The sequence below is a fragment of the bacterium genome (assembly GCA_023150945.1).
In the GTDB taxonomy this organism is placed as follows: Bacteria; Zhuqueibacterota; Zhuqueibacteria; order Zhuqueibacterales; family Zhuqueibacteraceae; genus Coneutiohabitans.
This window is the reverse complement of the sequence record JAKLJX010000011.1, coordinates 67,295-93,663: the sequence shown is the minus strand read 5'-3', so window position 1 is coordinate 93,663 and position 26,369 is coordinate 67,295. Positions and strand designations below refer to the sequence as shown.

At 60.0% G+C, this 26,369-nt stretch carries 25 protein-coding genes; 8 read left to right on the top strand and 17 right to left on the bottom strand.

Annotated features, from left to right (window positions below):
* Positions 1 to 90: 90 nt before the first annotated feature.
* The 5 genes from thrB to L6R21_15335 all read right to left on the bottom strand — a co-directional run bounded on the left by thrB (position 91) and on the right by L6R21_15335 (position 4,619).
* Positions 91 to 1,005 (bottom strand): homoserine kinase, encoded by a 915-nt coding sequence (gene thrB, locus L6R21_15355; protein MCK6560570.1) that lies wholly within the window; start codon positions 1,003 to 1,005, stop codon positions 91 to 93.
* Between the two features lie 70 nt (positions 1,006 to 1,075).
* Positions 1,076 to 1,852: an SDR family oxidoreductase gene (locus tag L6R21_15350; GenBank protein MCK6560569.1), complete on the bottom strand. Its 777-nt coding sequence runs from the start codon at positions 1,850 to 1,852 to the stop codon at positions 1,076 to 1,078.
* 117 nt (positions 1,853 to 1,969) lie between these two features.
* Positions 1,970 to 2,686: a hypothetical protein gene (locus tag L6R21_15345; protein MCK6560568.1), complete on the bottom strand. Its 717-nt coding sequence runs from the start codon at positions 2,684 to 2,686 to the stop codon at positions 1,970 to 1,972.
* A 74-nt stretch (positions 2,687 to 2,760) separates the two neighbouring features.
* Positions 2,761 to 3,918 carry a CsgG/HfaB family protein gene (locus L6R21_15340; protein MCK6560567.1) on the bottom strand — a complete coding sequence of 386 codons (1,158 nt, stop codon included), beginning with the start codon at positions 3,916 to 3,918 and terminating at the stop codon, positions 2,761 to 2,763.
* Positions 3,919 to 4,373: 455 nt separating this feature from the next.
* The gene (locus tag L6R21_15335; protein MCK6560566.1) at positions 4,374 to 4,619 is read right to left on the bottom strand and encodes a hypothetical protein; all 246 of its coding nucleotides are present in this window, start codon (positions 4,617 to 4,619) and stop codon (positions 4,374 to 4,376) included.
* Between the two features lie 116 nt (positions 4,620 to 4,735).
* Between L6R21_15335 and L6R21_15330 the strand changes: the two genes are divergently transcribed.
* The gene (locus tag L6R21_15330; protein ID MCK6560565.1) at positions 4,736 to 4,927 is read left to right on the top strand and encodes a hypothetical protein; all 192 of its coding nucleotides are present in this window, start codon (positions 4,736 to 4,738) and stop codon (positions 4,925 to 4,927) included.
* 418 nt (positions 4,928 to 5,345) lie between these two features.
* Here L6R21_15330 and L6R21_15325 read toward each other — a convergent pair whose 3' ends face one another.
* Positions 5,346 to 6,134, bottom strand: coding sequence for a hypothetical protein (locus L6R21_15325; GenBank protein MCK6560564.1), 789 nt, complete (start codon positions 6,132 to 6,134; stop codon positions 5,346 to 5,348).
* A gap of 388 nt (positions 6,135 to 6,522) precedes the next feature.
* Here L6R21_15325 and L6R21_15320 point away from each other — a divergent pair, with 388 nt between their 5' ends.
* The 4 genes from L6R21_15320 to L6R21_15305 all read left to right on the top strand — a co-directional run bounded on the left by L6R21_15320 (position 6,523) and on the right by L6R21_15305 (position 10,148).
* The gene (locus L6R21_15320) at positions 6,523 to 7,050 is read left to right on the top strand and encodes a MarR family transcriptional regulator (GenBank protein MCK6560563.1); all 528 of its coding nucleotides are present in this window, start codon (positions 6,523 to 6,525) and stop codon (positions 7,048 to 7,050) included.
* A complete protein-coding gene (gene arsM, locus L6R21_15315; GenBank protein MCK6560562.1) occupies positions 7,043 to 8,401 on the top strand; it encodes an arsenite methyltransferase in 1,359 nt (452 codons plus the stop codon). The genes L6R21_15320 and arsM overlap by 8 nt, the downstream gene beginning before the upstream one ends.
* 265 nt (positions 8,402 to 8,666) lie before the next feature.
* Positions 8,667 to 9,179 carry a hypothetical protein gene (locus L6R21_15310; GenBank protein MCK6560561.1) on the top strand — a complete coding sequence of 171 codons (513 nt, stop codon included), beginning with the start codon at positions 8,667 to 8,669 and terminating at the stop codon, positions 9,177 to 9,179.
* Between the two features lie 3 nt (positions 9,180 to 9,182).
* Positions 9,183 to 10,148 (top strand): prolipoprotein diacylglyceryl transferase, encoded by a 966-nt coding sequence (locus tag L6R21_15305; GenBank protein ID MCK6560560.1) that lies wholly within the window; start codon positions 9,183 to 9,185, stop codon positions 10,146 to 10,148.
* Positions 10,149 to 10,238: 90 nt separating this feature from the next.
* On the opposite strand, the gene L6R21_15300 is transcribed toward L6R21_15305, so the two are convergent.
* From L6R21_15300 to L6R21_15270, 7 genes are all read right to left on the bottom strand, one after another.
* Entirely contained in the window at positions 10,239 to 11,039 is an 801-nt protein-coding gene (locus L6R21_15300; GenBank protein ID MCK6560559.1) for an alpha/beta fold hydrolase, read from the bottom strand.
* A gap of 90 nt (positions 11,040 to 11,129) precedes the next feature.
* Positions 11,130 to 11,585 (bottom strand): porin family protein, encoded by a 456-nt coding sequence (locus tag L6R21_15295; GenBank protein MCK6560558.1) that lies wholly within the window; start codon positions 11,583 to 11,585, stop codon positions 11,130 to 11,132.
* Positions 11,586 to 11,601: 16 nt separating this feature from the next.
* Complete coding sequence (locus L6R21_15290; protein ID MCK6560557.1) at positions 11,602 to 12,264, bottom strand: phosphoribosylanthranilate isomerase; 663 nt, start codon at positions 12,262 to 12,264, stop codon at positions 11,602 to 11,604.
* Positions 12,265 to 13,151: 887 nt separating this feature from the next.
* Entirely contained in the window at positions 13,152 to 14,030 is an 879-nt protein-coding gene (locus L6R21_15285; GenBank protein ID MCK6560556.1) for an alkaline phosphatase family protein, read from the bottom strand.
* A gap of 8 nt (positions 14,031 to 14,038) precedes the next feature.
* On the bottom strand, positions 14,039 to 15,550 hold the full coding sequence (locus L6R21_15280) for an MFS transporter (GenBank protein MCK6560555.1): 1,512 nt from the start codon (positions 15,548 to 15,550) through the stop codon (positions 14,039 to 14,041).
* Between the two features lies 1 nt (position 15,551).
* The gene (locus tag L6R21_15275; protein MCK6560554.1) at positions 15,552 to 16,661 is read right to left on the bottom strand and encodes a flippase-like domain-containing protein; all 1,110 of its coding nucleotides are present in this window, start codon (positions 16,659 to 16,661) and stop codon (positions 15,552 to 15,554) included.
* 94 nt (positions 16,662 to 16,755) lie between these two features.
* Positions 16,756 to 17,139 carry a heavy-metal-associated domain-containing protein gene (locus L6R21_15270; GenBank protein ID MCK6560553.1) on the bottom strand — a complete coding sequence of 128 codons (384 nt, stop codon included), beginning with the start codon at positions 17,137 to 17,139 and terminating at the stop codon, positions 16,756 to 16,758.
* Between the two features lie 210 nt (positions 17,140 to 17,349).
* Here L6R21_15270 and L6R21_15265 point away from each other — a divergent pair, with 210 nt between their 5' ends.
* Positions 17,350 to 17,808, top strand: coding sequence for a hypothetical protein (locus tag L6R21_15265; protein ID MCK6560552.1), 459 nt, complete (start codon positions 17,350 to 17,352; stop codon positions 17,806 to 17,808).
* A 174-nt stretch (positions 17,809 to 17,982) separates the two neighbouring features.
* Here L6R21_15265 and L6R21_15260 read toward each other — a convergent pair whose 3' ends face one another.
* The 3 genes from L6R21_15260 to L6R21_15250 all read right to left on the bottom strand — a co-directional run bounded on the left by L6R21_15260 (position 17,983) and on the right by L6R21_15250 (position 20,861).
* Positions 17,983 to 18,432, bottom strand: coding sequence for an SPOR domain-containing protein (locus L6R21_15260; protein MCK6560551.1), 450 nt, complete (start codon positions 18,430 to 18,432; stop codon positions 17,983 to 17,985).
* Between the two features lie 189 nt (positions 18,433 to 18,621).
* Positions 18,622 to 19,527, bottom strand: a complete 906-nt coding sequence (gene lipA / locus L6R21_15255) for a lipoyl synthase (protein ID MCK6560550.1) — start codon at positions 19,525 to 19,527, stop codon at positions 18,622 to 18,624.
* Positions 19,524 to 20,861 (bottom strand): 2-oxo acid dehydrogenase subunit E2, encoded by a 1,338-nt coding sequence (locus L6R21_15250; GenBank protein ID MCK6560549.1) that lies wholly within the window; start codon positions 20,859 to 20,861, stop codon positions 19,524 to 19,526. The genes lipA and L6R21_15250 overlap by 4 nt, the downstream gene beginning before the upstream one ends.
* Before the next feature lie 234 nt (positions 20,862 to 21,095).
* On the opposite strand from L6R21_15250, the gene L6R21_15245 reads away from it, so the two are divergent.
* Positions 21,096 to 21,494, top strand: a complete 399-nt coding sequence (locus tag L6R21_15245) for a hypothetical protein (GenBank protein ID MCK6560548.1) — start codon at positions 21,096 to 21,098, stop codon at positions 21,492 to 21,494.
* 224 nt (positions 21,495 to 21,718) lie between these two features.
* Here the strand turns inward: L6R21_15245 and L6R21_15240 are convergent, their stop codons facing one another.
* Entirely contained in the window at positions 21,719 to 22,858 is a 1,140-nt protein-coding gene (locus tag L6R21_15240) for a 4Fe-4S binding protein (protein ID MCK6560547.1), read from the bottom strand.
* Positions 22,859 to 23,422: 564 nt separating this feature from the next.
* Here L6R21_15240 and L6R21_15235 point away from each other — a divergent pair.
* Positions 23,423 to 26,335, top strand: a complete 2,913-nt coding sequence (locus tag L6R21_15235; protein MCK6560546.1) for an insulinase family protein — start codon at positions 23,423 to 23,425, stop codon at positions 26,333 to 26,335.
* Positions 26,336 to 26,369 lie beyond the last annotated feature (34 nt).

The window sequence follows — 26,369 nt, the reverse complement described above, 5'->3', positions numbered from 1 at the left end:
TTGATTTCATTCTATGGTGCGACTCTGGAAAAAGCAGCGCGACCGCGAAGTTTTTTCCAGCTTGGTTGGTTTGCAGTCTGGCAGACGGCGCTACGTGATCTTGGCCACGGCGCCGTTTGCCGCGAGCGCAAGCAGTAACGGCCGGCCCGGCACCTGCTGCGCCAGCGCGGCGCCGGCCATGGCTGCCGTGACCCGGGGCGCGATGCCGCCATCGCAGAGCGCCAGCATGGTCGAGCCGGAGCCGCTCAGGAAACTGCAAAATGCGCCAGCCTGCAGCGCTGCGCCGGTGATTTCTTCAAACGCGGGAATGAGCGGCCGGCGATAGGGCTGGTGCAATGTGTCGCGCGCCGCGAGGCGCAGCAACTCCGGCTTGTGTTGCGCAAAGGCAGCGACCATGAGCGCAACGCTCTGCAAATTGGCAACAGCCTCCTGACGCGGCACGGCGACCGGCAGCACACGCCGTGCGGCTTCCGTTGTTACCTCGCGCGCCGGCACGAAGCAGGCGGCAACCCAGCCCGGCGGCGGCGCGAAGCGCGCGCACACCACCCGGCCCTGCTCGACGCCATTCACCGTCATCCCGCCGAGCAGTGCCGCCGAAGCATTCTCGGGATGGCCTTCCAACTCGCAGGCGAGATCCAGAATGCCGGAAGGCGCGAGCGGATTGCCGAAATAGGCCTCGGCAGCCAGCAAACCCGCTACAATCGCAGCGCCGCTGCTGCCCAAGCCGCGGCGCAACGGGATGTGATTGTCGATTTCGAGCGCGAGCGGCGGTACCGGCTGCTGCCGTCTCCGGCAGGCGAAAGCAAACGCACGCAGGATGAGATTGTCCCGCGCTGCGGCGATTTCTTCCGCGCCTTCACCGCCGGCAGACAACACGCCGCTGCGGCCGCCCTCGATATGGCAAATCACGCGCAAGGGCAACTCGACCGCGAGGCCGAGCGTGTCAAAGCCCGCGCCCAGGTTGGAGGTCGAGCCATTGACCTGCAGTTGAATGGTTGTCGCCATGGTGCTCACTGAATTCAACCACGGGGAGAGCGATGGGAGACTCGTGATGGAATCATGGCCTTTGCTTCTGCTAGATCAAAGAACGTGATTGGCAGCCATCGACATTCAAGCAGGCACCGGTGACCAGGCTGGCGCGCTCGGAGACCAGGAACGTCACGACATCGGCGACTTCCTCCACCGTTCCAAATCTTCCCAATGGCATTTCGCGTTGCACGAACTCCGCCATGCCCTGCGGATCCTGCTGGCAGCGTTTGTCCCAACTGCCGCCCGGAAAGCGAATCGAGCCGGGCGCCACGCTGTTGACGCGAATGTTGTGGGGCGCAAGCTCGACCGCCATGATCTTGGCCAGGCTGATCACCGCGGATTTCGTGGTGTTGTAGATCGACAAGCCCCGGCCGCCGGATTCGCGGCCGAAAATCGAGGAGATGAAAATGATGGCGCCACCGCCCTGCCGGCGCATGTGCGGCACCACGGCCCGGCTGAGGCGAACCTGCGCCAGCAGATTCAAGTCGATGATGTCCTGCCAATCCTGATCGGTCGTGGCCGCGAATTCGCCGCGGCGGTTGCCGCCGACGTTGTTGATCAGGATATCGATGCGCCCAAACTGCTGCAGGGTTTCCTCCACCAACGGTGTCACCTGGTCGGCGCGCGACAAATCCAGCGCCAGAGGCAAAACCGTGACGTGGCGTGAGCGTATCTCTTCGGCAGCATGTTGCAGTGCTTCATTGTTGCGCGCGCAAATGGCCAGGTGGCAGCCTTCCTGCGCCAGCGCCAGCGCAATGCCCTTGCCCAAGCCGCGGCTGCCGCCGGTGACGATCGCCACTTTGTGCTGTAAGCCCAAATTCATGGTCATCTTTTCCTTAAATGCGACAGCCGATTGTGCTGTCGCGCAATCGGCTGTCGCAAGGATTGAGTCGACGTATTCGAAATCATAGCGGAATACGTGGGCGGCCTCAACGCTTCCTTAGAAAACCAAACCTGCCGTCACGCCGATGAAGGAGGTGCTCTCATCCTTGGTGAAGAGGATGTTGAACAATCCCTGCACCACGATGTTCAACGATGAACCCGCGGGCATCTCGAAGCCGGCGCCGGCGCCGATGCCGAACACCTGGTCGTCGTTGTCTTCGCCGGTTTGATCTTCAAACTGTTTGTCATCGAAGGAAAGCACGGTGAGTTGGCCGGTGAGCTCGTCATAGAAAGCCGGCAGGTTGGTCGCCTTATAGTCATTGGTGATGAGATTGAAGTTGGCCTGCCCCAACAGAAAGAACTGCGTGTTGGCTTCCGGCGCGGTCAGATAGGGCCGCACGCCGGCGCCCAAGCGCAACAGATTGGCCTTGATTTCGGCACTCGGCCGCGGAGTGATGTTGAAGCCGGCGTCGACCCATTCCTGCGCGGTCAGGCCGGTCAGCTCCTTGCTCAGCGCATCGGTGAACTTGGCATTGTCGGTGGAAAAGAATTCATAGCCGACATTGAAGGTGACGCCAAAACGCGGCGAGGGGAAAATCACATACTGGGCATTGCCGCTCAGGCCGACTTTGGCGTAGTCTTTGAAATCAGCCGGGCTCAACGGAAACGCGGCACCGCCATAGAACTCAATCTGGCTGCGGCGATTCTGCGCCAGAGCCGTGCTCACGGAACCTGCCACCAGCACCACGATCAGCACCAGTTTCAAAACTTTCATGCTTGAGTCTCCTTATGTTGGATCTTTCGGACAGCCCGTGCCGCTTGCAACAAACTTGAGTGAAGCAGGCATACCTATTTCGTCACCACGCGATCACTCATTTTCACCACGCCGCCCTTCGCCTTGATGACCGTTGCCAGCGAGTAAGCGTCGAAAACATCGGTGATCTGCGCTTCACACAACTCGTCGATGGCTTTGCCGATCACCTCGTTGGTGACGGGATGGACAATCGGCGCACCTTCGCGGTAGACGTGGCATTTCATGCCTTTGCGCACACCGAGGCTGCGGCCGAGGTCAAGCGTTAGCCGCTCCGGCTCGGTCTTGATGACATAACCGGTGACCAGCGGCAGATCCCGTTTCATTTTCTGGGCGGCTTCCTGGATCATCTGCGTGAGCGCCTGCAAGTTGAGGCCATTGGCAAAGGCATCTTGCGCGGTGATGATGGCCGCGGTTTCGGTGTCAATCAAGCGGGCATCGATGCTGGCGGCATTGCCGGTGCGGGCAATGCTGCCGCACACCACGGCATCGACGCCAATGCCCTTGCCGATTTGCGCGGCGGTGGAGACATCAATCACGCCGGTCATGCCCAGTTGCTGCTCCGACAGGATTTTCTCCAGTTGCGCGCGCTCGATGACTTTGAAGCGATGCAAATTGAAAAAGACCGTGGTGATCTTGTCGAGTAGATCGATCTCGCCCAGCTCGCTGCCGATGCCTTTGGTTTCAAACGGCAAAATCGCAATGCTCAAGCGATCACCCACGATGGCGGCAGCCGGTTCAGGACCAGGCGTGGGCGCGGGCTTGGCGACGGATTTGGCGGGCCCGGGTTGGGCCGGCGGCGGCGCAGTGGCCTGCGGGCCGATGCCATCCCTGATTTTGTTGAGATATTCCTGCGCGCGCGGCGAAGACGACTGGCTGATTGAGAGCTCGAGGTATTGACGGGCGCGTTCGAGATCGCCGAGATGATAATAGCAAATGCCCAACTCACGATTGGGGTAATACTGAATGAATACCGTGCCATAGGCGCGGATCTTGTTGGTGTCTTTGCTTTTTTGCGCCAGTGCCGCCGCAAAGTAGGAAGCGGCGCTGGACCAGTCTCCCCGTTCGATGGCCTGCTTGCCGTTTTCATAAGATTTGTGCCAAACTTCATCTGCCGCGGTCAGGGACACCATGAGCAGCATGAAGAGCAGGGAGAGAAGGAGTTTGGGGATCATAAAGGCGTGACGTGGCAACATGGGTGTGATCAGACCTCCATCCGGTGAAGCACAGCGCGGGCCTGCTGCGGCGAACCATTGCCCGAGCCTCCGAGGTCGCTTCCTCTGCAACACGGCTCGGAAGGCCGTAGCCGGCAAGTCATGTGGTTTGAACAGGCGAACGACGGAATCAATAACGGCGACACTGCTTGTGCAGCGCAAGCATCGCCCCGCGTGGCCGTGAACTGCAATGTGATCGGCAAGACAATTTCTGAAATGCAGCCCGGCATGCCGCACAGCCAAAAGCCGGCGCCGGCTGCGGCCACGCTTCGCCACCCGCGTTGGAGCGCGGCGATTGAAGCGGCAAAACCTAACGAACTTTGGCTAAAAAGTCAAGCTGTTGTTCGAGGGACGGAGGAATCCTCCTCGTGGAACAGGCGGGGAAATGCCGGAACGCCGGTGTCAAACCGCTGTTGGCAAACGGCACTGTGTCGCTGTCATCTGGGCTCTTTCACAGCAAGAGCGCGTTTGGTGGCGGGGTGAGATTCAAGCGAGGAGGGGGCAGCCACGAAAGGCTCGGGCGTGTGATTGGGCCGTAGATGCAGCGCGACGATGAGTGAGGCTGCGAGCAGCGCAATGGCCAGGTAGCCGATGATTTCCATGACATTGGGATCGCCCGCAAAGGAGCGGATGAGGCTGGCGACGCAGAGGATTGCCAATACAATGTCAACGGGCCGCTTCATAGGTTATTCCTCCAGCAGAGTGTGTGGGCCACCATCATGGCCGACCCTTTCTCACGGTGGGAATTGCGCGTGATGCGAAACAGCGGTGCAGTGCATTGGCTTAGCCGGCGACGATAATGCAAATTAACCGCTACAAAGTCAAGCAAAAATTGCCGCGCTACGAATTCGAGCTTGACAATCTGCACCAGTCGCGCTACATTGCGCCGTCTTTCCATCGCGCGACATCCTTCGTTTATCATGCCATCATGCTCGTTGCGCTCAGTGCAGCACCGGGCTTTTGGGTTCGCCGGCCCGCGAGCGGCACCTGAATCGGCCGGCGCCGCTGGCAATCTGTCGTGAAAGAGATTGTCTCTGAGGGTGACATTCATGGATGAAGAATAGGACGCTTCCCGGCCACGGGCACTCCTGTGCACCACTGCTGTGAAGCCCGCCCCTCCCCCTGGCACCGTCTCTCCGGCGGACAAACCGCACACTAAAACACCTCGCCGGGATGTTAAGATTTGGCAACAAAAAGGCGATCCCGCCCGCTGCAGCCGCGAGCCAGGATCGCCGATGACAATTGGAGGCAATTGCAAAGGCGGCGGCGGTCTCTATTCCTCAAACATATCCTCGACCCTGTCTTAATTCGAAGTTCCTGCGTGGTTCATTCTTCCGCCCTACAGTATCACAACTCTGCGGCAAATGCGGAAGCGCGTGGACGATTTTACCCGCGCCCGGCGCCGCCGTTCAGCGCTCCTGCCACTCCAACGAATAGCGCATGCCAGGCTCAGGCTTGATTTCCGCCCGGTATTCATTATCGTCGGGATCGATGCCGATAGGCAGGCCCTTCTGCACCACCCAGTCGGCATCATAGTGGATGAGATAAACGTCGCGCATGGCCTCGTTCTGTGGAAACATCAGGCGAAAGAGCAGCGCGCTACAGCCGGCCACGTGGCCGTAGGAGACGCAATGATAAGGCTCGGATTCGCCGCCGCGGTCGGGCAGCTCGTAGCTGAGCAGCACCGTCTTCTTCTCTCCGGCTTTGAGCGTTTCCTTGAAGCGGACTTCGTACCGGTGCCAGCTCTTCTGCACCTTGGGACCGGTGATCTTGATCAGGGCGTCATCAGTCGCCTCCAGCGTCACCTTGACGTGCTCCGATCCCGACCAGCGGAATTTGAAGCGATAGCGTTCGGTGCGCTTGAGCGCTTTGAATTCGTAGCGCCGCTTGACCACGCGGCGATCCGGGTAAACCGCCACGCTGACCTCATCGCGGTCGATCCACAAGGTGGGATTGACGAACGTCTGCATGCGCTCCTGCATGCGGTTGCGCATGAGAAACGCCACGCCAAAAGAAATGATGGCGACGCCCAACGCGATGATCGCCCATTGGTTGACGCCGCTGACATAGGCCACCAGAATCGCCACCACCGCGCTGATGAAAGGCACCAATTGGATGATACCCAAAATCAACTGCAGCGTCTTCTGGCCGACCTCGATCCATCCGAACCATTTATTTTCGCGAGGGTCGATCGTCATCGCATTCTCCCTGGTTGCAGTAAGGCGCTCTCGCTCAGATCGCAAAGCACAGCCGAAAATCCCGTCCCGCCTGTAGGGCCGCCGTGCAGGTGCTTATCCCATCCTGCGGAGGTTGTGCTGCCCTTGGCGCTTCGACTGAGTGGCAACCTCTTCGCCCTGTAAACGCGCGAACGGCCCATTTATTCCATGCCGATGTGAACAAAAGTGTTCCCACTAAAACAGAAAAATAACAATTGTATAGGCTGTCAGACGTTTGCCGCAAATATAAACAAACTTCACTCCACAGCCTAAGCAAATTTTCCCCAAAATATCGCTTGCGTCTGAGGCTAAAATTGATAATTTAGTTGTGTATTGCAACAATTGTTAATCACAATCGTATTTTGTGCCCATGAAAACTGAATCCAACCTGGAACAACAAGTCGAGCGCCTGCAGCGCGTCACCCAGGAGTTGCTGCGCAAATACCAAATGCGCGACCGCAACGAGATCTCCTGCTGCGGGGTTACGGTTTCGCAATGCTACGCCCTCGACGCCCTCAGCGAGAACGGCGAGCTGACCATGGTGCAGCTCGCGAAGCACCTGTTCCTCGACAAAAGCACTGCCACGCGCGTGATTGATCCGCTGGTGCAGCGTGGCCTGGTCGAGCGGCAGAGCAGCAGCCGCGACCGGCGCGAGATCATTGTGCGGTTGACCGCGACCGGTGCCAAGCTGCAGCAGCGCATCCGCGCGGAATTGCACACGAGCCAGCGCCAAATCATGGAGCGCCTGCCCGTGGACAAACGCGAACAAATTTTGGAAAGTCTGGAATTACTGTCCCTCGCCGTGCACGACTGGCTGGCCACCTGTTGCTGCCCGGAGAAGGTCGAACAACCACTAAACCTGCAACGACTCAACCCAAAAGGAAGAAACCATGCCTGATACAACGACAACACGCAAACTCAAGTTGGCACCGGCCGCCGGCGGATGCTGTGGCAGCACGCCCCAGCAGAGCCAGCCGGCACAAACCGACGTCAAGACGCTGGTGAAGGATTACTATGCCAAGGCCGTAACCGGCCAGCGCAGCGGCTGCTGCAGCAAAGGGCAAGCGGGCAGCCTGACGATTCCGCGGCTGGCAGGCTATCGCGAGGACGTACTCACCACGCTGCCCGCCGAGGCGGCCGAAAAAAGCTTCGGATGCGGCGATCCCCTCGCTTTCGCCGAAGTCAAATCCGGCGAAACCGTGCTCGACATCGGCTCAGGCGCCGGCATCGATTGCTTCATCGCCGCGCAGAAAGTGGGGCCGACCGGCAAGGTGATCGGTCTCGACATGACGCCGGCGATGCTGGAGGCTGCACGCCGCAACGCCGCAGAAGGCGGTTACACCAATGTTGAATTCCGCCAGGGCGAAGCCGAGAACATGCCGGTGGCCGACAACAGCGTCGATTGGGTCATCTCCAATTGCGTCATCAATCTCTCGCCCGAAAAACCCAGAGTCTTCTCCGAAATCCAGCGGGTGCTCAAACCCGGCGGCCGCGTCGCCATCAGCGATATTGTGGCGGAAGCGCTGCCCGACTTCATCAAGAACGACAACGAATCCTACTGCGGCTGCGTCGGCGGTGCCATCCCCACCGCGGATTACCTGCGGTTGCTGACCCAGGCGGGGCTGGCCGAGGTTCGCGTCGACGCGCGGCTGGACTATGATGAAGCCATGATTCGCGGCCTGGTGTTGGGCGATGATCAGCTCAACGCCAGGTACGGCAGCCTCGTTGCATCGCATCCACAGTTGCTCCAGCAAATCAGACTGGCGAGCGTCAAGGTCGTAGGCCGCAAGCCGCTGCCTCATGAGCAACCGGCGGTAACGGTGCGCGTTGCCACGGCCGGAGATCATGACGCCATTGCCGGACTTTTGGCTGTGAGCGGATTGCCAGAAAATGGTTTGCCGGAAGCGCTGGCCAACGCCGTGGTGGCCGAGCACAACGGCCACCTCATCGGCGTGTTTGCGATGGAACGCTTCGGTAGCGATGGTTTGCTGCGTTCCTTTGCGGTGGCGCCGGCATGGCGCGGCAGAGGGATCGGGAAGATGCTCTGGCAGACACTGCTCACCCAGGCACAACAAGCCGGGGTCAGGGATTTCTATCTGCTCACCACAACCATTGCCGACCTGGCGGCGCGGGCGGGCTTCGAGCTGATCTTACGCGAGCAAGTGCCGGCAGCCGTGCGCCGTTCGTCGGAATTCGAGCTGAGCGCCTGTGCCACGGCAACTTGCATGCGGCTGCGAACCGCGGCGTAGTGTGCCGTCAAGTCGATTTGTTGGGACAGCTCATCTGGCTGGTCATTCCGGAGCGACCTTGTGAAGAACTTGGGACTTTGCCCAGTTCCTCACACAGGATCCTGCCGCACAGCCTGGCGAGTGTCGGAGTCAGCCGCGGCCCGTGAGACATGGCCGGCGGGCCGAGGCGCTGCTTGCATTTGTTCTCTGACTTTGCTATGCTGTGCGGCAAACTTGCAGAAAATGCTCTGCAATCATGCTGAATGACTGGAGTTTGAACCTCGCCATGAAATGCTCATCTTGTGGACACCGCGTCACACGCCGCGCCAAGTTTTGCGATGCCTGCGGCGCGCTGATCATCCCCCGCGCCAAAACTGCCGCGCCGGCGCCGGCAGATTCGCGTACCTGGTTTTTCGGCGCGCTTTTGCTGGCTGCCGGCCTCGCCGCCGGCGCACTGCTGATGTACCTTGCCAACCGGCCGTCGTCAGCCGGCCACACGCACAACGGTTTTGATTCCAGCTTGCGCGGCGAAGCGCTGGCCGCGCAATATCCGCAAGTCTACGAAGTCGCTGCCCAATTCATCTGCCCCTGCGGCTCCTGCACCGACGGCTTGGAAGTCTGCGATTGCGACATGAAAAACGGCTCGTTTCAGGTTCGCAATGAAATCTATCAGCTCCTGCAGGTGCACGAAGTGCCGCACGTCGTCGCGCTGATTGCTGAGCGCCATGGCCATCGTAAAGCTGGGGCCACTTCACCCGCGCCGCCGTGGGAAAAACCCGGCGCCCCCTCACCGCAATAACGCATGTATCCTGATCTCTTCAGTCTCGGCCCAATTACGATTCACAGCTTCGGCTTGATGGCGATGCTCGGCTTTTTGGTGGGCACGCTGCTGATGCGCGGCGAATTCCGCCATCTCGGCCTCGATCCCGACCTGGCCGTGACGATCGCCACCGCGGCGTTGATCGGCGGATTTGTGGGCGCGCGGATCTACTACATGATCGAGCATTGGCATGAATTCGCCGTCCCCTTGGGCGATGTCTTTTGGCGCGGTGGCTTGAGCTGGTACGGTGGCCTGCTCGGCGTGATGCTGCCGTGGGCCTGGCGGCTGGCGGCAATCAAAACAAGAAAAAGCACGGCGCCGCCGTTCAGCAAACCTGCGGTGTTTCTCTCGCTGCTCATGGGCTATCTCGGCGCGCGATTGCCGATCGTGGTTCACTATTGGCGCAATGTGGATGAGTCATTTGCGACCGTTTTCAACGGCGCGGGGCTGGTGTGGTATGGCGGTTTGTTCGGCGGTGCCGCAGCGGTGATGTGGACAATCCAGCATTTCAAAATGCCGTTTTGGCCGACGGTCGATGTGGTGGCCGTGCAACTGCTCGTCGGTCAGAGTTTCGGCCGCATGGGTTGCTTTCTCTCCGCCGACGGTGATTACGGCCCGCCTTCGGACGTGCCCTGGGCCATGGCTTTTCCGCACGGCGTGGTGCCAACCACCGAACGCGTGCATCCGACTCCGCTTTATGACATCGTGTTGTTGCTGACGGCGTTCACCCTCATCTGGAAAGTCCGGCGCAGGGGATTTGTGCCCGGAACATTGTCGGGCTTCTACCTCATTGCCGCGGGCAGCGAGCGTTTCATTACGGAATTTTGGCGGCGCACGCCCAAGATCGCCTTTGGTTGGATGACGCTCGCGCAGATCATCAGCCTGGCGATGATTCTCGCCGGCGCGGTTTTGGTTTTACTCATGCGCCGGCAAAAGCCGAAGCCTTGACTTGGGGGAATGATGACGAAGAAGCAAAGTGCTCACTTTGAGAAGAATGCGCTCCTCCTGCCCCAATGATTTGGCCAGGGGCATTCCCCCTCAAGGCGTGTCGCCCTGAAAAGCCACCAGGCCGGATTCCAGAAATTGCCGCACCGCTGCGGTGAACGCCTCGCGCGCTTCGAAGTGAATCCAATGGCCGGCGCCGGGAATCATGACCAACTGGCTGTTGGGAAAGTGGGAAAGCAGGAGGGCCTGTTCGTGATCGAGATGATACTCGGAAGTGGCGCCGCCGAGAAACAGGGTTTCGCCGGAGAAACGCGCATGCGGCGAAGCGGCATAAGAAGCCATCTCCCGCTGAAAGGCCTGCAGTGTGGCGAGATTGACGCGCCACGCCAACGTGTTGTCGTCGGTGCGCACGAGGTTGGTCAACACAAACTGGCGGATGACCGGATTGGGAATGCGCGGGGCGAGCGCCGCCTCGATTTCCTGGCGAGCAGTGACGCCCTCCAGCCGCAGCGCTGACAGCGCTTCCAAAATGCCGGCCGCAGAGCTGTGATAAGGCCGCGGCGCAATATCCTCGATGAGCAATCCCCGCAGGCGCTCAGGATAATGAAAGGCGAACTCCATCGCCGCCACCCCTCCCATGGAATGCCCCAAGAGATATGCCTGCGGCAATCCCCGCTGATCGAAAAAATCCTTGACGTCTTCTCGCAACGCCGCAAAGCTGTGATCGGAATGGTGCGGTGATTCGCCGTGATTGCGCTGATCCACCGCCAGCACGCGGTATTTTTCACCCAGCTCTTTGGCCACGCGCTGCCAATTCTGCGCGGAGCCCAGCAGGCCATGCAGAATGACGAGGGTCTTTTCGCCGCGGCCATACTCGCGAAAGGCGAGTTTCATCGATCTTCATCCCGGTTGGCTGCGAGGCGAGGCCGTCCGGCCTCGAAATCGCGGAGGTGAGAAAGCCGGCGCATTGGCACGGCGGCCTGCTTAAAAGGTGACGCCGCCGCCGATCACCAACTCGCTGTCGGCGAACAGCAGCAGCTTGATGAATGCAAACGGCAGGGTTTCGCCGCGGCCGAACTCGGCTCCAAAGATGCCGCTCAAACCGATGTCCGTGTCGTTGAAATCGCGATACGAACGGTGACTGATGCCGAGGCCGCCACCGGCATACCAGCGCGGGCTGTGGCTCGCGGGAAAGCGATGGCAGAAATCACCATTGATGGAAAACAGCGAGCCGCGTTCCACTAAAACCAGTTCGAAATTGGGCATGGCGCGCCAGCGCGGCGCCACCGGGTGGGTGAGTTGTGCGCCCACAAACAACGCGTCATGATCGAGATAGAATCCCCCGCGCAAGCCGAAACGGGTCTGGGCTTGTGCTGCACTGGCCGGCAAAACGATCGCCAAAATGAGCAGCAGGCCACTGGCAGTGGTGAGCTTCATCATCGAATCGCAATTTGAATCAGGTAAGCGAGAGGAACCCCTTGGGCAGGCGGCTGTCTGAGTATTCGAGCTTGCGGACCGCGGCGAAAAAATGCCGCAGCTTGGCCGAATCCTTGACGCCCGAACGGCTTTCCACCGAACTGGAGAGATCGATGGCATCGGGCTGCGCCAAGCGAACCGCGGCCGCAATGTTGTCTGCCGAGAGGCCGCCCGCCAGCACGGTAAACTTGCTCTCGCGCAGTTTGGCGCAAAACTCCCAATCGCTCCTGCCGCTCACACTGCCCAACTCGCCGGGCTTGCTGCCATCCACCAGAAAAGCCGCCGCTGGAAAGTTGCGCAATTCGCCGGCGGGCGCGACCGCGGCCGCGCGCATGTTCTTGATCACCGGCAACGGCGAGTGCCGGCACAAATACGGGCTTTCGTCACCGTGCAGTTGAATGTGGGTCAGCCCGGCGACTTCCGCGGTGAAGTGCAGCGTCTCCGGATCCGGATTGACGAACACCCCCACGCGCGCAATGCCGGCGGGCAATTGCTGGCCGATGCGATGCGCCGTTTCGGCATCCATACAGCGCGAGCTTTTGGGATAGAAGACGAATCCGACGGCGGCGGCTCCCAGCTCGACCGCGAGCAGGGCATCTTCCATCCGGGTGATCCCACAAATCTTTACGGGAAGCATAGTCATGATACTCCTCATCATGGTTGCACAACAAACCAGCACAGCGTCTTCTATACCGGCAATCGCTGCCGCCTGCGAGAAAGCATTTTCGATTTCGCCGGAGAAAAACACCGCGGCACCGCGACGGTGTTTTTTTGTTCCTCAACAAGGGCTGCGCCGTATCTGGCCTGAGGTTCCCCCCTCTTGCTTACCCACCCTTTTGGCATGAGGTCGCGTTACGCTGGTCACGCCGGCACCCATGCTCACTGCGAGGAGGAGTGCAGGCAGGCGTGGCCCGATGGGTAGTATCACCAAAAAATGGACGCGCAATATATGGAACCGCATGCGCGAAGTCAAGCGCGGAATCGTGAGCATCAATTCTCTTGATTATCCCCAATACGATCAAGGCACAACCCCAGCCCGAACGAACCGGAATCCAAGAAGACAAAAGCGATCGCCAAGTCGCAAAGGCACGCCAAGTTAAGAATCGAGTTTTGTCTTTCCTGATTGCCGGCAAAAAATGATTGAGACATCTTTGCGACTTTGCGGTGTTGCGTTTCTGCGGTGAGCTTGTGATTTGAATGACACGGCCGTGTCATTCGCATCAAAGGCTCTACGCGAAGACGCCAGGAACGCGGAGAAGGACTCTCTTGATTTTGAAACTCTACGTTCTCCACGGCTCCGCGGTGCAGGCGTTTGTTTTGTGGTCCAGGATCTTTCAGAATTCTATTCTGACTTTGAGCGCCTCATGGCTTCGCCGGAGAAAGCAGAGAAAACGGAGTTTATGAGTCAGATGAAGACTTTGACCGCGACCCTCTTTGTCTACTCTGTCTTCTCTTCGTCGAAGATCTTCTGCTTCTCTTTCAACGATCGGGCTTCACATGGAATGAACGCGGGCAGGCGCAGAACAAAAATCAAAACGCGAGCAGTTCGAGCAGCAGCGGGGCAACGGCTTCGATGCGCAGGGTGGCGGGCAGCGGAAATGCCGGCGGCACACCCCAAAAAATGGAGGGAACCAGATTGGTGGTATGCGTTTTCACGGAGAGATCTTCGAAATTGCCGTGATCGCTGGTGAGTACCACGACGGTTTCAGCGGGATTGATATCAGCCAGCACGGTGTCCAGCAGCAGGTCCAACCGCTCAACCACCAGCCGGGCTTCCTCAAGGTCGCGGCTGTGGCCTACCATATCCGTCAGAAAGAATTCAAAGAGGGTGAAGTCTGCTTGTTGCGCGATGGCGGTGAGGATGCGGCCGCTTTCAACGGGCGTGCGCAGCGGAACGTGATCGCCCAGGTCGCGCAGGAATTGGTTGGTGAGATCATGCGATACCGCGCGGCCGGCGCGCAGATCATCGAGGCTCAGCCAGGGGAAACCGCCGGCGAGCAACGCCCGCGTGCTGGCGGAGATGTGCTCACGCCGGCGCTCGAAGTATTCCTGAGAGAGGGCGTTGGCAAACACGCCGCGTTTGCCCAGCGCCGCCACGGTCTTGAAGAGGCTCGATTCATCCAACAGGCGGCGCAGCGTCGGCGTGGGCAGCGCGGAAACGTGATGGCCGACTTCGGCAGCGGCATTGCGGCCGGTGAACAACGCGGTTTGCCCGGTGGCGCTTTGCGGCAGCCCGGCAACGCCCATATCGACATGCGTGGGCACGACAATGCCGCCGCCAGGCACACGTGCCGCCGGCTCATCCTGGAAGATCTGCAGCCAGCGGGAATGATAGCGCGCGAGCGGATTCTTTTGCGGGTCGCGCTCGCCAATCCCAAGGCCGTCGATGAAAAGGAGAAGAATGCGCATGGCGCAAGCTAATGAACGGTTGAATGAAGGGTCTTGCTCTCCTCGTGCGGCCGCCGCGCCGAAACCCGCAAGGTCACCAGGAATGCGGCGAGCGAAAGCACACCACAAACGGCAAACACGGTGTGCAGGCCTTCGGCCAGGCCATGCTGCAAATGCACGAACGATTCCGGCGGAATCTGCGCGCGTGTCTCCGGCAGCAGCAGGGCGCGAATCTCCGCCAAGCCGCCATTGGCGCCGCCGGCCGCCGGGCCGCCGACCAGCGCAGCCACGCGACCGGCCAGAATCGCGCCGAGCATACTGACGCCCACCGCGCCGCCGAGTGCGCGGGAGAAAATCGTCGACGACGTGGCGGTACCGATGTGTTGCGGCGCGGCACTGTTCTGCACGGCCACAGTGATCACATTGGTGGCCAAACCCATGCCGGTGCCGATCACGAAACCCACCGTGGCAATCCCGGCGAAAGTGGGCGAATGCATGGCAAAACTCAGGTAGCCGAATCCGGCGATCATGAACAACGCGCCCAGCATGGCCACCGGCCGGTAGCCCACGCGATTCAGAAAGTGCGCCGAAGAAAAGCTGCCTCCTCCCCAGCCGATGCTGAGCGGTATCAACACCAATCCCGCCGCGGTGGCAGTGCCGGACAACACGCCCTGCACAAACAGCGGCGCGAAAACGATGAAGCCGAACGTACAAATGCCGGTGACAAATGTGGTCAGATTAGCGGCGGCGATATCGCCCTGGCGCAACAATGCCAGCGGCATGATGGGCGCCGCCGCGCGCCGCTCGATGCGCACCAATACCAGCAGCAGCGCCACCAAGGCCGCGCCAGACAGCAACAACGCCAGGCGGGAGAAGGCTTGCAGATTGTTCGATAAAACCATCACGCCCGCCACCAGCGTGGTGAGCACTGCAGCGCCGGCATAATCGATGGAGGCCTGCCGGCCGGCGGTGGCGGGATCATGCAGAAAACGATGAATGAAAGCCATCGCCAGAATGCCGACCGGCAGGTTGAGATAAAACGCCCAGCGCCAGGAAAGATGCTGCACGACGTAGCCGCCGAGCGGGGGGCCGATCATGCTGGCAATCGCCCACAAGGAGCTGATGATGCCCTGAATCTTGCCGCGTTCGTGCGGGGCATAAAGCACCGCGACCAGGCTCAATGAAATCGCGAACATCGTGCCGCCGGCCAAGCCCTGCAGCGCGCGGCAGACAATGAGCCAGATCATGCTGGGCGCCACGCCGCACAGCATCGAAGTCGCCAAAAACGCGGTGATGCTCGCCAGGTACATCTTCTTACGGTTGAATTGATCGGAGAGCTTGCCGGCAATGGGAGTGGCGATGGTGCTGGCGATCATGTAAGCCGAAAACACGCCGCTGTACAAGTGCATGCCGCCAAGCGCCGCGGCGACCGTGGGCATGGCGGTGCTGACAATGGTGGTGTCCAGCGCCGCCAGCAGCACCTGCAGAAAAATGGCAAGGGTGACCAGCAGAACCGCGCGGGATTGATCGGCGAGAGGCATGTCAGATGCGGGTTGAATTCTCTTGGGATTGTGGTTGGCGGTCGACGGTTTGTACCTCGGTCGGGAGAGGAGGCGCCGTCCCGTTGGAAGCCAAATCGCCGGCAGAGGCAACGGCTACTGCCTCGCGCAGATGCAGATGCTGGTGATAGTAGTAATAAAAACCCAGGATCGTGATCGGAATGAAATTCACCACGTGGGAAACCACGGCAAAGCCCAGTGATTCACTGGCGGAGACACCGAAGAGCACCAGCGCTTGCTGGCAAACCCAGTGAAACGAGCCGACGTAACCGGGGGCGGCCGGCACCATGATCGCGATGCTGGTCATCACCAGGATGACCAAACTGGCGCCCGGCGGCATTTGATACTGGCGGTTGAGGTCGAAGGCCTCGAGCGTCACGAACACAATCGCGGCATAGCAGAGCCAGATGGCGAACGATTGCCAGACCACCGACCAGTAATGCTCCGTCTTCTTGAAAATGCCAAAGCCTTCCAAAAATGAGCCGAGCAGTTTGCGCACCGAGGCTTGCACCTTCGCGGGGAAAAAGCGCATGAGCCGGGTGACGAAGGCGAGTGTCTTTTCCGTGCGTTCCATCAGGAAGACGATGAACACGGTGCAGGCCACCGTGACGCTGAGCAGTAGTGCACCGCCGCGTTCGATCCAGGCGGGATAGTCGTGAAACAGCAACGACACGCCGAGCAGCAGCAGCAGGGAAATGACATCAATGATGCGCTCGACGAAGATCGTCGCGAAGGAGGCCATGCGCGACACGCCTGCGGACTTGCCGACCGCGTAGGCGCGCAACACTTCTCCCAACCGGAAGGGAAAGACGTTGTTGCCGTAGTAGCCGATCATCATGGCCGCAAACAGTTGCTTCACCGCAACCGGTTTGATCGGCTTCATGAAGTAGCCCCAACGCACGGCACGCAGCCATAAGCTGGCGTACATGAACAGCAAGGTCGGCGCCAGCAGCCAGTAGTTGGCTTGTTGCAGGGTGCGCCACATCAGCGTGAAATCGATCCCGCGAAAAGCGAGATACGTGAAGATCACGCTGATCAGCAGACTGGCAATCAGCTTGAGTCGCATGGTCACGACGGTAACCGCAAGAGTCATTCAAAACGAAGCCCCGCCACTTCATCGCCGCTGCCGACAGCACAGCGTTTTTTCGAGGCGGGGCTCCAGTGCACAAAACAGGTTGAGGCAAGAATCAGGTGTTGGAAGGCTTGGCCTTGGAGGTGCAGCAACCGCCGGTGGCGGCCTGGTCGCCCGGCTCACAGGCGGCGGGCGGCGTGCTGGTGTTGGACGCGCCGGCCTGATATCCCAGTTTCGTGATCGCGCCCGCGATCGCGGTTTCTGAAATCACCGCCGGATTGAACTGCACACTCGCTGCGCGCTTGGCAAAGCTCACTTCCGCGGCGGTAACGCCGTCCAATTCTTCGAGCGCTTGCGTGATGCGCGTGGCGCAACCATCACACGTCATTCCCGACACCGGAATCACTGCACTTTGCACCGTGCCGTGTTTCGGCAACAGCAGAAAACCCACCAACACCATGGCGAGCATGGCAGCACCGCCGAGCACGACTTTTTTCACCTGAGCCTCCATTACGTTCTTGAGAGATTCAAAAGACCGGGCAATATAAGTTCTGCCTGGTGGAATGTCAAGGATGTTTTCGCTTGACATTCGCGGCCTGCCGGCCTATTTTGGCCGGCGCTGCCGCGCGCTTGACTTGCTGAAATCTCAGGTGCAGCAGTTGCCGGCGGCGGCCTCAGTTCGATTGTCATGGCAACCGGAGTTTTGGCAATGCCCTGGTGCAGCGCAAGACGCGGAGGGAAGAACGTGCTGGGAAAAATGCGAACGGTGTGGGCCGGCCTCGCGGTGCTGCTGGCCGCGTGCGGGCCGGGCAACGATCCGCGCGAAATCGCCGAGACATTCTGCTACCGCTATCTCATCGAACTCGATCAGACGCACGCTTTGGAAATTGCCAGCGGTCTGGCGGCGGACAAGCTGCGCCGGGAAATCGAGTCACTCAAAGGCGGGGCGCGGCGGTTCGAAGAAGGCGAGCGGGAATTTCACCAACTGAAGCCGTTTCTGGACTATGAACTGAAAGCGCGCACCGACAACGATGCCGAACACGTTTCCTTCGTCTATCACCTCACCATCGAGCCGCGCCAGGGCGGCGCGAAAATGCAGCGCGAAATTCTCATCAACACCACCCGCGCCGACGGCCGCTGGACGGTGAGCAATTATGCTTTCGAGTAGCCAGCCCGCGCGCGCCATGGCGCAGATTCACGCAGGCAACTTGTGAATTATGTAGCACAACGCCAAACGGCAGCATACCGCCGTAAGCCTTCCTCCACCACGGCGCAGGCAGATCGTCTCAGGCACTGCCAGCGCTCTTCTCCTCAACCGCGACGATTACGTTGTAACAGGCTCTCACTGCGGGCCGGTTGGCTGCAGGTAAGCCTCGTTGAAGCCGGCCCGGCGCACCGATCGCAGCGCCGTTTGCGCAGTGCCTTTGGTATAGAATGGCCCAACGTAGACATGGTAGCGGGATTCCTCAACAAAAAAGTAGTTGGCCCTGATTCGCTTCTGCCGAAGCTTGGCTCCGTAACCCATCGCTTCCTTTTCTCTGTCAACAACCTTGGCAATCACGATATAGCCACCAACCTGTGCGGGAGGCACATTTTCGGGCCAGGGTTCTTCCGCATGCGGGGTTGCAGCTTCTTTGTTAGAAATCCGCTCTTCAGGCTTTGCGAGAGGTGTGTCTTGGGCAGGAATTTCGCTGGAGGGATTCGCGGTGAATTGACCGAACAAATTTTGAATCTGTACATCGAACAGCCTCAGCGTCACCAAAGAAAATGTCAATGAGATACTGAGTTGCAAACGAAACCGTGATGAAATTCCTCACAGTTATTATCTTTACCGGTTCCTTGGCTGGCGCACCGGTGATTTTGCCGGTGCCCGTGAACTTGCTTTGCGTGGTCTCGCAAACTGTGTTTTGGACTGTCCCGCTGAATTCCACCTTTTGTTCTGACATGGCTGCACCCCACTTTCGGCATTGAGAAAAACTGTTCAGCGACCCATCACCGGCTCCGCTTGTTCATCCGCATGATAAGAGCTGCGCACCAGCGGCCCGGATTCCACGTGGCGCAGGCCGAGCGCCAAGCCAAACGCCTTCAACTCCTGGAACTCTGCCGGCGGCACGAACCGCTCCACCGGCAGATGCGCGGGCGTCGGCTGCAGATACTGGCCGATGGTCGCAATGTCCAGCCCGGTGCCGTGCAGATCAGCCAGCAATTCCTTGGCCTCCTCGAGGGTCTCCCCCAACCCCAGCATGAAACCTGATTTCGTGAGCGCGCCCGCCTTTTTCGCGCGCTGTAACAATTCCAGCGACTGGCGGTAATCCGCCTGCGGCCGCACGCGGCGATACAAGCGCGCAATGGTTTCGACGTTGTGATTGAGAATCTCCGGCTGCGCTTCCAGCACCGTGTGCAGCGCCGCTTCGTTGCCCTTGAAATCCGGAATCAACACCTCGAGGCTGCAGGTCGGCACTTGGACGCGCACGGCGCGAATGGTGGCCGCGAAGATGGCGGCGCCGCCGTCGGGCAATTCATCGCGATTGACCGAAGTAATGACGGCATGCCGCAGATTCAGCCGTGCCACGGCTTCCGCCACGCGCCTCGGCTCATCCCAGTCCAAGCCCGACGGCCGGCCGGTCTTAACCGCACAAAAGCCGCAACTGCGCGTGCAGATGTCGCCGAGAATCATGAAGGTCGCGCTGCGCCGACTCCAGCATTCCGCAATGTTCGGGCAGCGCGCCTCCTCACATACCGTGTGCAGGCGATGCTGATCGACGAGTTGCTTGATGTCGTGGTAGCCTTCGCCGCCCGGAATTTTGACCTTGAGCCATGACGGCCGCGGCGCCACCCGCAACGGCGAGGGCTGGCCGGAATTGATGATGGGAAGAACTGTGCTCATTGGGGCAGATCGAATGATTCCAGATGTTCCACGATGCGCTGCAGGAATTGCCCGCCATAGGCGCCGTCAATCAGACGATGATCATACGAGAGCGACAAATAGACAATGTCGCGAATCGCGATGCCTTCACCGACCACCACCGGCGTCTTGCGAATCGCGCCGATGCCGAGAATCGCGACTTGCGGCTGGTTGATCACCGGGATGCCGAACAGGTTGCCGAAGCTGCCCATGTTGGTGATGCTGAAGGTGCCGCCCTGCACTTCATCGGGCTTCAATTGCTTGTTGCGGGCGCGATTGGCAAGATCGTTGGTGGCGCGCGCCAGGCCCACCAGGTTGAGCGCGTCGGCATTCTTGATCACCGGCACGATCAGCCCGTTGTCCAGTGCCACCGCCACGCCCAGGTTGATCGCCTTTTTCATGATGATATTGCTGCCGTCGAGGCTGGCGTTGATCAACGGAAACTCGCGAATGGCGCGCACGCAGGCCTCCAGAAAGAAGGGCGTGTAGGTGAGCTTGGTGCCTTCACGCTGCTCGAATTCGTTTTTGACGCGCTCGCGGTATTTCACAATCTTGGTCAGGTCGCACACTGAAACCGAGTACACGTGGGGCGAGGTTTGTTTGCTCATCACCATGTGCTCGGCGATGCGGCGGCGCATGTTGTCCATCGGCACGACCTCGACACGATCCTGATCGTAGGGCGTCACGGCCGGCGCGGGTGCCGGAGCCGGGCGCGGCGCTGCCGGCGCGGGAGCAGCCACAGGCGCCGCCGGTTTCGCCGGCGCCACCGCAGGTGCGGGAGCGGTAGCCGCGGGCTTGGCCTTGCGCTGTTCCACGTAAGCGAGAATATCTTTCTTGGTGACGCGGCCGCCCTCACCCGAACCGGGAATGGCCTCCAGTTCCGCCATCGAAATATTTTCCTGCTTGGCAATCTCGCGCACCAGCGGCGAGTAGAAGCGCGTGCCGGCGCGCACCACTTCGCCGCCGGCTGCGGGTGCCGGTGCGGGTGCTTCCGCCGTCATTGCCGGGGCGGGCGCGGCCGCTGCCGGCGCCGCCGCTTGTTCCGCTTTGCCGTTGCCACCGGCTGCTGCGGCAGCGTCGGTTTCGATCACAGCGATGGGCGTGCCCACGCCCACGGTTTTGCCTTCTTCCACGAGGATTTTCGCCAGCACACCCGTGGCGGGCGCGGGTATTTCAGAATCGACTTTGTCCGTGCTGATTTCAAGAATCGTCTCGTCGCGCTCGATCTTGTCGCCGACGTTCTTGAGCCACTTGAGGATCGTGCCTTCGGCGATGCTCTCGCCCATTTGCGGCATGACCATGTCTATCTTTGCCATGAGCAACCCTTTTTCAGTTGAATAGGAGCAGTGAAGAAAACGGCGGTGAAAGCAGATTGACGGCGGCAAAGATACGAAAACCGGCATCGTTTGTCAAATTTCTTCTCGGGAAAAAACACTTGCCTTTGGGACGCACATTGTGCAGCATGCCCTTCCACATTGACAGCATATGCCCCTGTTTTTCACAACCCACGCTATTGCATCAATGCCGCCACAACCAGAGAGGGAAGAAAAATGCTGCGAACCAAGCCCGCCCAAGCTTCCGCTACAGGAAAGGCAGATTTCCCGGAAGTGTTCGAGCAGTTGAAGGCCATCCTGCTGCCGTTTGCAACGCGTTTGCTGGTGAAAGTAGACAAGCCCGGCAACTACTGTTTGAACACGCCCTACACCGAGAAGTACAAGAAGGAACTGTTCTTCGGCGCCGCTCAAATCAACAAGAATTACGTCAGCTTTCATCTCTTCGCGGTCTACATGTTTCCCGATCTGCTCGAAGGGATTTCCAGCGAACTGAAGAAGCGAATGCAGGGCAAGTCCTGTTTCAACTTTGCCGCGGCTGATCGCAAACTCCTCACCGAGCTGCGGCGATTGACGAAGAAAGGCTTTGACCGATTCAAGAAGGAGAAACTGTTATAAGGCGGGCGGGCGGCGAGTTTGCGCTGGCCTGAGCGGTCATTTGCCTTCTCCCGCGGGAGGCAAGAGCGCGGATTGCGCGGCTCCAACTGGAAGGCTTCAAATTCGCGCTCGCGAGGGATCCCACCCATGCGGTCATGCAAGCGCCGAACGGCCAGATGTTGTTTGTGTTCCTCCTGCCCCCAGCCCAGCCGGTGTGAACAGCCTGCCGGTGGCCGCCCACCATTTCATCTTCCCGGATGTCCGTAGGACTCGATGCGCGGCATGTGCCGCAAGTATTCTTCATGGCTGATCGAGTTCTGCCAGAGCTTGGCGAGCATGGCGGCGCCGGTGATGGCGACAAACACGCCAGCGATCAACGCCGCCAGCACCGGCGCCGGCACCCGCCGCGCGGGCACGCGGGTGCGCAAATCGAGCGTGTCTTTCACCGGGCACACCTGGGCGCAGGCCAGGCATGCCATGCACTCATCGGAGTGCACGCGCTTTGCTTGATGGACCTTGATATTCGCAGGGCAGGCTTTGGTGCACAGCTCGCAGTCGATGCAGCGTTGGGCATTGCGCGTGATTTTCACCGGACTGATCAAGCTGCCGGCGCCGAGCAGCGCGCCATAGGGGCACAGATAGCGGCACCAGAAATTCTTGATCGGCAGCGACAGCAGCGCGATCACCGCGATGATCCACAATCCGGTGCGATCGAGATGCTGGAAGAATTGGAGCATCTTGATATCCGCCACTTGATTGTAGGCACTATTGATGAAGGCATCGAGCGCGGGCAATCCCATCTGCCAGAGGATGGCATACAGAAAGAAATAGAGCAGCAAATACTTGAGCGAGCGCAGCGGCCAATCCAGCCACTTCGGCACCCGCCAATTGCCACCAAACAGCCAGCGGCCCAGCTTCCAGTGCAGCTCGGAAAGGAAGCCGATGGGGCAGAGCCAGCCGCAGAATGATTTTTTCAACAGCACACCCAGCACGACAATGGCGATCAGGATGAACAGCGCCGCCGGGTGAATCAGATTGACGGTGCCGGTGAGCCACCAGTGCTTCAGGGAGATCAAACCGCTCAACGGCAGAAAGCCTTCCACGCCGGGCGGCCGCTCAGGGGCGGGTCCGAGGCCGCCGTTCTCCAGCCATTTGACGAAGAGCACGAATTCCACACCGATCCAAATCACCAGTGCAGCAAAGGCGACTTGCACGTGCAGGCGCAGGAATTGTGAATCATTCTTGATGCGCCACCACCAGCGGGCCCACCGGCCGAGCTGGGCGGGCGCGCGGAGCAGGCGCCGCTCTCCCGGCGGAATTTTCTTGCGCGCCACCTGCGGGCGGGATTTTGCGGTCTCGCTCATCGGCTGCATTGTCTCCGGCATTTCCGCTCTCCGAACGAAAAGAAGGTTTGTCTCTGCTGGCGTTTGACAAATGCCGTGCCGGAAAACGCCGCAAAGATCACCTTGGACCGCGGCGAAACGAAGCAAAATTAACAGAAGCTTAGTTGGAAGGTGAGGAGGCAGACGCCGCGGGCGGGCGGCGGAGCTTTCGCAAGGTCGGGAAAATTTGCCGGCCGAATTCCGAGAATTGTGAATTCCGCGCCGCGCCAATGCTGCTGCTATTTTCGGATTTTTTTATCTTTTTCATCAGACTTGGAAATGGCCCGAAACTTGTTAGATTAACCGGTCAGCGTACCGATGCTGCGGGCGGCAGCCGCCCGGCGGCGCTCACTGGCGCGCGGCCAGTCAGCTAGTGATCTGGCAGCTTGATTTGCGGCAGTGGCCTTTCGTCATTCCGACGAATCTTGTAGAATACTTGGCACGGTGCCCAAAGCTTCACAGGATTCCGGCAGAATGACAATGAGGTGGATTACACTTTTCAGTGCACGAGATCGCTTTCATCAGCCGGTCGAATACTCACGCTGTACATCATCGCAAGAGGAATGCATGACCATCACCCATGGCTTCGAATTGCTGCGGGACCAGGAAATTCCCGAATTGAAAACCCGGGCCTTGCTGTTCCGCCACCTCCAAACCGGCGCAGAACTGCTGGCCCTCGAAAACGATGACGAAAACAAAGTCTTCGGCATCACCTTTCGCACGCCGCCGCCGGATTCCACCGGCATTGCTCACATCATGGAGCATGCCGTGCTGTGCGGCTCGCGCAAATACCGCGTCAAAGAGCCGTTCGTCGAGCTGGTGAAAGGCTCGCTCAATACTTTTCTCAATGCCTTCACCTATCCCGACAAAACCTGCTACCCGGTGGCGAGCCAGAACTTGCAGGACTTCTACAATCTCATCGAAGTCTATCTCGATGCGGTGTTCCATCCGCTCATTCCGCCGCAAACACTGCAGCAGGAGGGCTGGCATCTCGAAATGGACAACGGCGCGCTGCTTTACAAAGGCGTGGTCTTCAATGAAATGAAGGGCAGCTACTCCTCGCCCGAACGTTTGCTGGGAGAATACACGCAGCAATCGCTTTTTCCCGGCCATGTCTACGGCCTGGATTCCGGCGGCCACCCGCGCCACATCCCCGCGCTGACCTACGAGCAGTTCAAAGCCTTTCATGAAACCTACTATCATCCCTCCAACGCGCGCCTCTTCTTCTATGGCGATGATCCCACGCCCGAGCGGTTGCGCTTGGTGAATGAATATCTGCAAGACTTCACGCGCAGGCCCGTGGCTTCGGAAATTCCGCCGCTGCCGCGCTGGCAGTCGCCGCGGCGCCTGGTGCATGCCTATGACGCCGGCCAGGAAGCCGACCCCAGTCGCAAGGGCATGGTGACGGTGAATTGGCTGCTCACCGAAACCAAAGACCCGGAAACCACGCTGGCGCTGAGCATTCTCACGCACGTGTTGGTGGGCACGCCGGCGGCACCGTTGTACAAGGCCCTGATCGATTCCGGTCTCGGCGAAGACGTTGCCGGTGCCGGCCTGGAAGCGGAGCTGCGCGACATGTACCTCTCCACCGGTTTGAAAGGCATCGCGCCCGCGGAGGCGGACAAGGTGGAAGAATTGATTTTGGCCACGCTGCAAGGCCTGGTGCGGGAGGGCATCGATCCCCACACCATCGAGGCCTCGCTCAACACCATCGAGTTCAGCCTGCGGGAGAAGAACACCGGCTCGTATCCGCGCGGCCTGGTGGTGATGTTGAGCGCGCTGACCACGTGGCTCTATGACGGCGATCCGCTCGCGCCGCTCGGCTTCGAGCAGCCGCTGGCGGCGATCAAGGCCAAGCTGGCGGCCAATCCGCGCCACTTCGAAGAATTGCTGCAACGCTATTTGCTGGAGAATCCCCACCGCAGCACCGTGATTCTGCAGCCGCAACCGGGGCTGGCGGAGCAGGAGGAAGCCGCAGAGCGGGAACGCCTGGCAGTGATACAAGCGCAATTGTCCGCGGCCGAAATGGCGGGCATCGTCGCGCAGGCGGAGGACCTCAAGCGCCGCCAGGAAACTCCGGACCCACCGGAAGAGCTGATCAAGCTGCCCTTCTTGCAGCGGGAAGATCTCGACCGCGAGATCCGCACGATTCCCCAGGCAACGCTCGCTGACCGCGGCACGCCGGTGCTGTATCATGATCTATTCACCAACGGCATCATCTACTTCGATCTCGGCTTCAATCTTCACCTGCTGCCGCCGCATTTGCTGCCTTATGTTTCGCTGTTCAGCCGCACGCTGCTGGAGATGGGAACCGAGCAGGAAGATTTCGTGAAGCTGATGCAGCGCATCGGCCGCAAGACCGGCGGCATTCGCGCCTCGTCCTTTACCTCGATGCGCCAGCATCAGCCCGGCAGCCTGTCCTGGCTGTTCCTGCGCGGCAAAGCCATGCGCTCCCAGTGCGATGATCTGCTCGCCATCCTGCGCGATGTGTTGCTCACCGTGCGCCTGGACAACTACGAACGCTTCCGCCAAATGGTGCTGGATGAAAAGGCCAGCCAGGAAGCCGGACTGGTGCCCGCCGGCCACAGCGTGGTCAGCTCGCGGCTGCAGGCGTGCTTCAATGAGGCCGGTTGGGCCAACGAACAAATGGGCGGGGTCAATTATCTTTTCTTCCTGCGGCAGCTCGCGCAGGAAGTCGACGCCAACTGGCCGGCGGTGCACGCGCGCCTCGAAGAAATCCGGCGCATTCTGGTGAATCGCAACAGCATGTTGTGCAATCTCACGCTCGAGGACAACGACTGGCGCGACTTCGAACCGCGGCTGCAGGCCTTTCTCGACAGTCTGCCGCAAGGCCCGGCAGCGCCGGCGGATTGGTCCCCGCAACTCAACGGCGGGTTCGAAGGCTTGACCATTCCGGCGCAGGTGAACTATGTCGGCAAGGCCGCGAATCTCTATCGCCTGGGCTATGCGTTTCACGGCTCGGTTTTGGTGATCACCAACTTCCTGCGCACGACCTGGCTGTGGGAACGCGTGCGCATGCAGGGCGGCGCGTACGGCGGTTTCTGCAGTTTCGGCCGGCATTCCGGCGTGTTCAGCTTTTTGTCATATCGCGATCCCAACCTGCTCAAGACCATCGAGAACTACGATCTGGCCAGCCAGTTTCTCGCGCAAGTTTCGCTGCCGCCGGAGGAATTGACCAAAAGCATCATCGGCACCATCGGCGATCTCGACGCCTACCAACTGCCCGATGCCAAAGGCTACACCGCGATGATCCGCCATCTGCTCGGCGACAGCGATGCGCTGCGCCAACGCACGCGCGACCAAGTGCTGGCCACAACCGAAAAAGATTTCCGCGCCTTTGCCGAAGTGCTGGCGGCGGTGCAGGAGAATGGCCTGGTGGTGGTGCTGGGCTCGCCGGCAGCCATCAACGAAGCGAATGCCGCGCGCAACAACTGGCTGAAGGTGACCAAAGTTCTCTGATCATGCCTTTTACTTCGCGATCTCGGTCAGAAAA

Coding starts and splice junctions, on each gene's coding strand:
- thrB (MCK6560570.1), bottom strand. CDS start 1,005: ATGGCGACAACCATTCAACTGCAGGTCAATGGCTCGACCTCCAACCTG.
- L6R21_15350 (MCK6560569.1), bottom strand. CDS start 1,852: ATGAATTTGGGCTTACAGCACAAAGTGGCGATCGTCACCGGCGGCAGC.
- L6R21_15345 (MCK6560568.1), bottom strand. CDS start 2,686: ATGAAAGTTTTGAAACTGGTGCTGATCGTGGTGCTGGTGGCAGGTTCC.
- L6R21_15340 (MCK6560567.1), bottom strand. CDS start 3,918: ATGTTGCCACGTCACGCCTTTATGATCCCCAAACTCCTTCTCTCCCTG.
- L6R21_15335 (MCK6560566.1), bottom strand. CDS start 4,619: ATGAAGCGGCCCGTTGACATTGTATTGGCAATCCTCTGCGTCGCCAGC.
- L6R21_15330 (MCK6560565.1), top strand. CDS start 4,736: ATGCAAATTAACCGCTACAAAGTCAAGCAAAAATTGCCGCGCTACGAA.
- L6R21_15325 (MCK6560564.1), bottom strand. CDS start 6,134: ATGACGATCGACCCTCGCGAAAATAAATGGTTCGGATGGATCGAGGTC.
- L6R21_15320 (MCK6560563.1), top strand. CDS start 6,523: ATGAAAACTGAATCCAACCTGGAACAACAAGTCGAGCGCCTGCAGCGC.
- arsM (MCK6560562.1), top strand. CDS start 7,043: ATGCCTGATACAACGACAACACGCAAACTCAAGTTGGCACCGGCCGCC.
- L6R21_15310 (MCK6560561.1), top strand. CDS start 8,667: ATGAAATGCTCATCTTGTGGACACCGCGTCACACGCCGCGCCAAGTTT.
- L6R21_15305 (MCK6560560.1), top strand. CDS start 9,183: ATGTATCCTGATCTCTTCAGTCTCGGCCCAATTACGATTCACAGCTTC.
- L6R21_15300 (MCK6560559.1), bottom strand. CDS start 11,039: ATGAAACTCGCCTTTCGCGAGTATGGCCGCGGCGAAAAGACCCTCGTC.
- L6R21_15295 (MCK6560558.1), bottom strand. CDS start 11,585: ATGATGAAGCTCACCACTGCCAGTGGCCTGCTGCTCATTTTGGCGATC.
- L6R21_15290 (MCK6560557.1), bottom strand. CDS start 12,264: ATGACTATGCTTCCCGTAAAGATTTGTGGGATCACCCGGATGGAAGAT.
- L6R21_15285 (MCK6560556.1), bottom strand. CDS start 14,030: ATGCGCATTCTTCTCCTTTTCATCGACGGCCTTGGGATTGGCGAGCGC.
- L6R21_15280 (MCK6560555.1), bottom strand. CDS start 15,550: ATGCCTCTCGCCGATCAATCCCGCGCGGTTCTGCTGGTCACCCTTGCC.
- L6R21_15275 (MCK6560554.1), bottom strand. CDS start 16,661: ATGACTCTTGCGGTTACCGTCGTGACCATGCGACTCAAGCTGATTGCC.
- L6R21_15265 (MCK6560552.1), top strand. CDS start 17,350: ATGCCCTGGTGCAGCGCAAGACGCGGAGGGAAGAACGTGCTGGGAAAA.
- lipA (MCK6560550.1), bottom strand. CDS start 19,527: ATGAGCACAGTTCTTCCCATCATCAATTCCGGCCAGCCCTCGCCGTTG.
- L6R21_15250 (MCK6560549.1), bottom strand. CDS start 20,861: ATGGCAAAGATAGACATGGTCATGCCGCAAATGGGCGAGAGCATCGCC.
- L6R21_15245 (MCK6560548.1), top strand. CDS start 21,096: ATGCTGCGAACCAAGCCCGCCCAAGCTTCCGCTACAGGAAAGGCAGAT.
- L6R21_15240 (MCK6560547.1), bottom strand. CDS start 22,858: ATGCCGGAGACAATGCAGCCGATGAGCGAGACCGCAAAATCCCGCCCG.
- L6R21_15235 (MCK6560546.1), top strand. CDS start 23,423: ATGACCATCACCCATGGCTTCGAATTGCTGCGGGACCAGGAAATTCCC.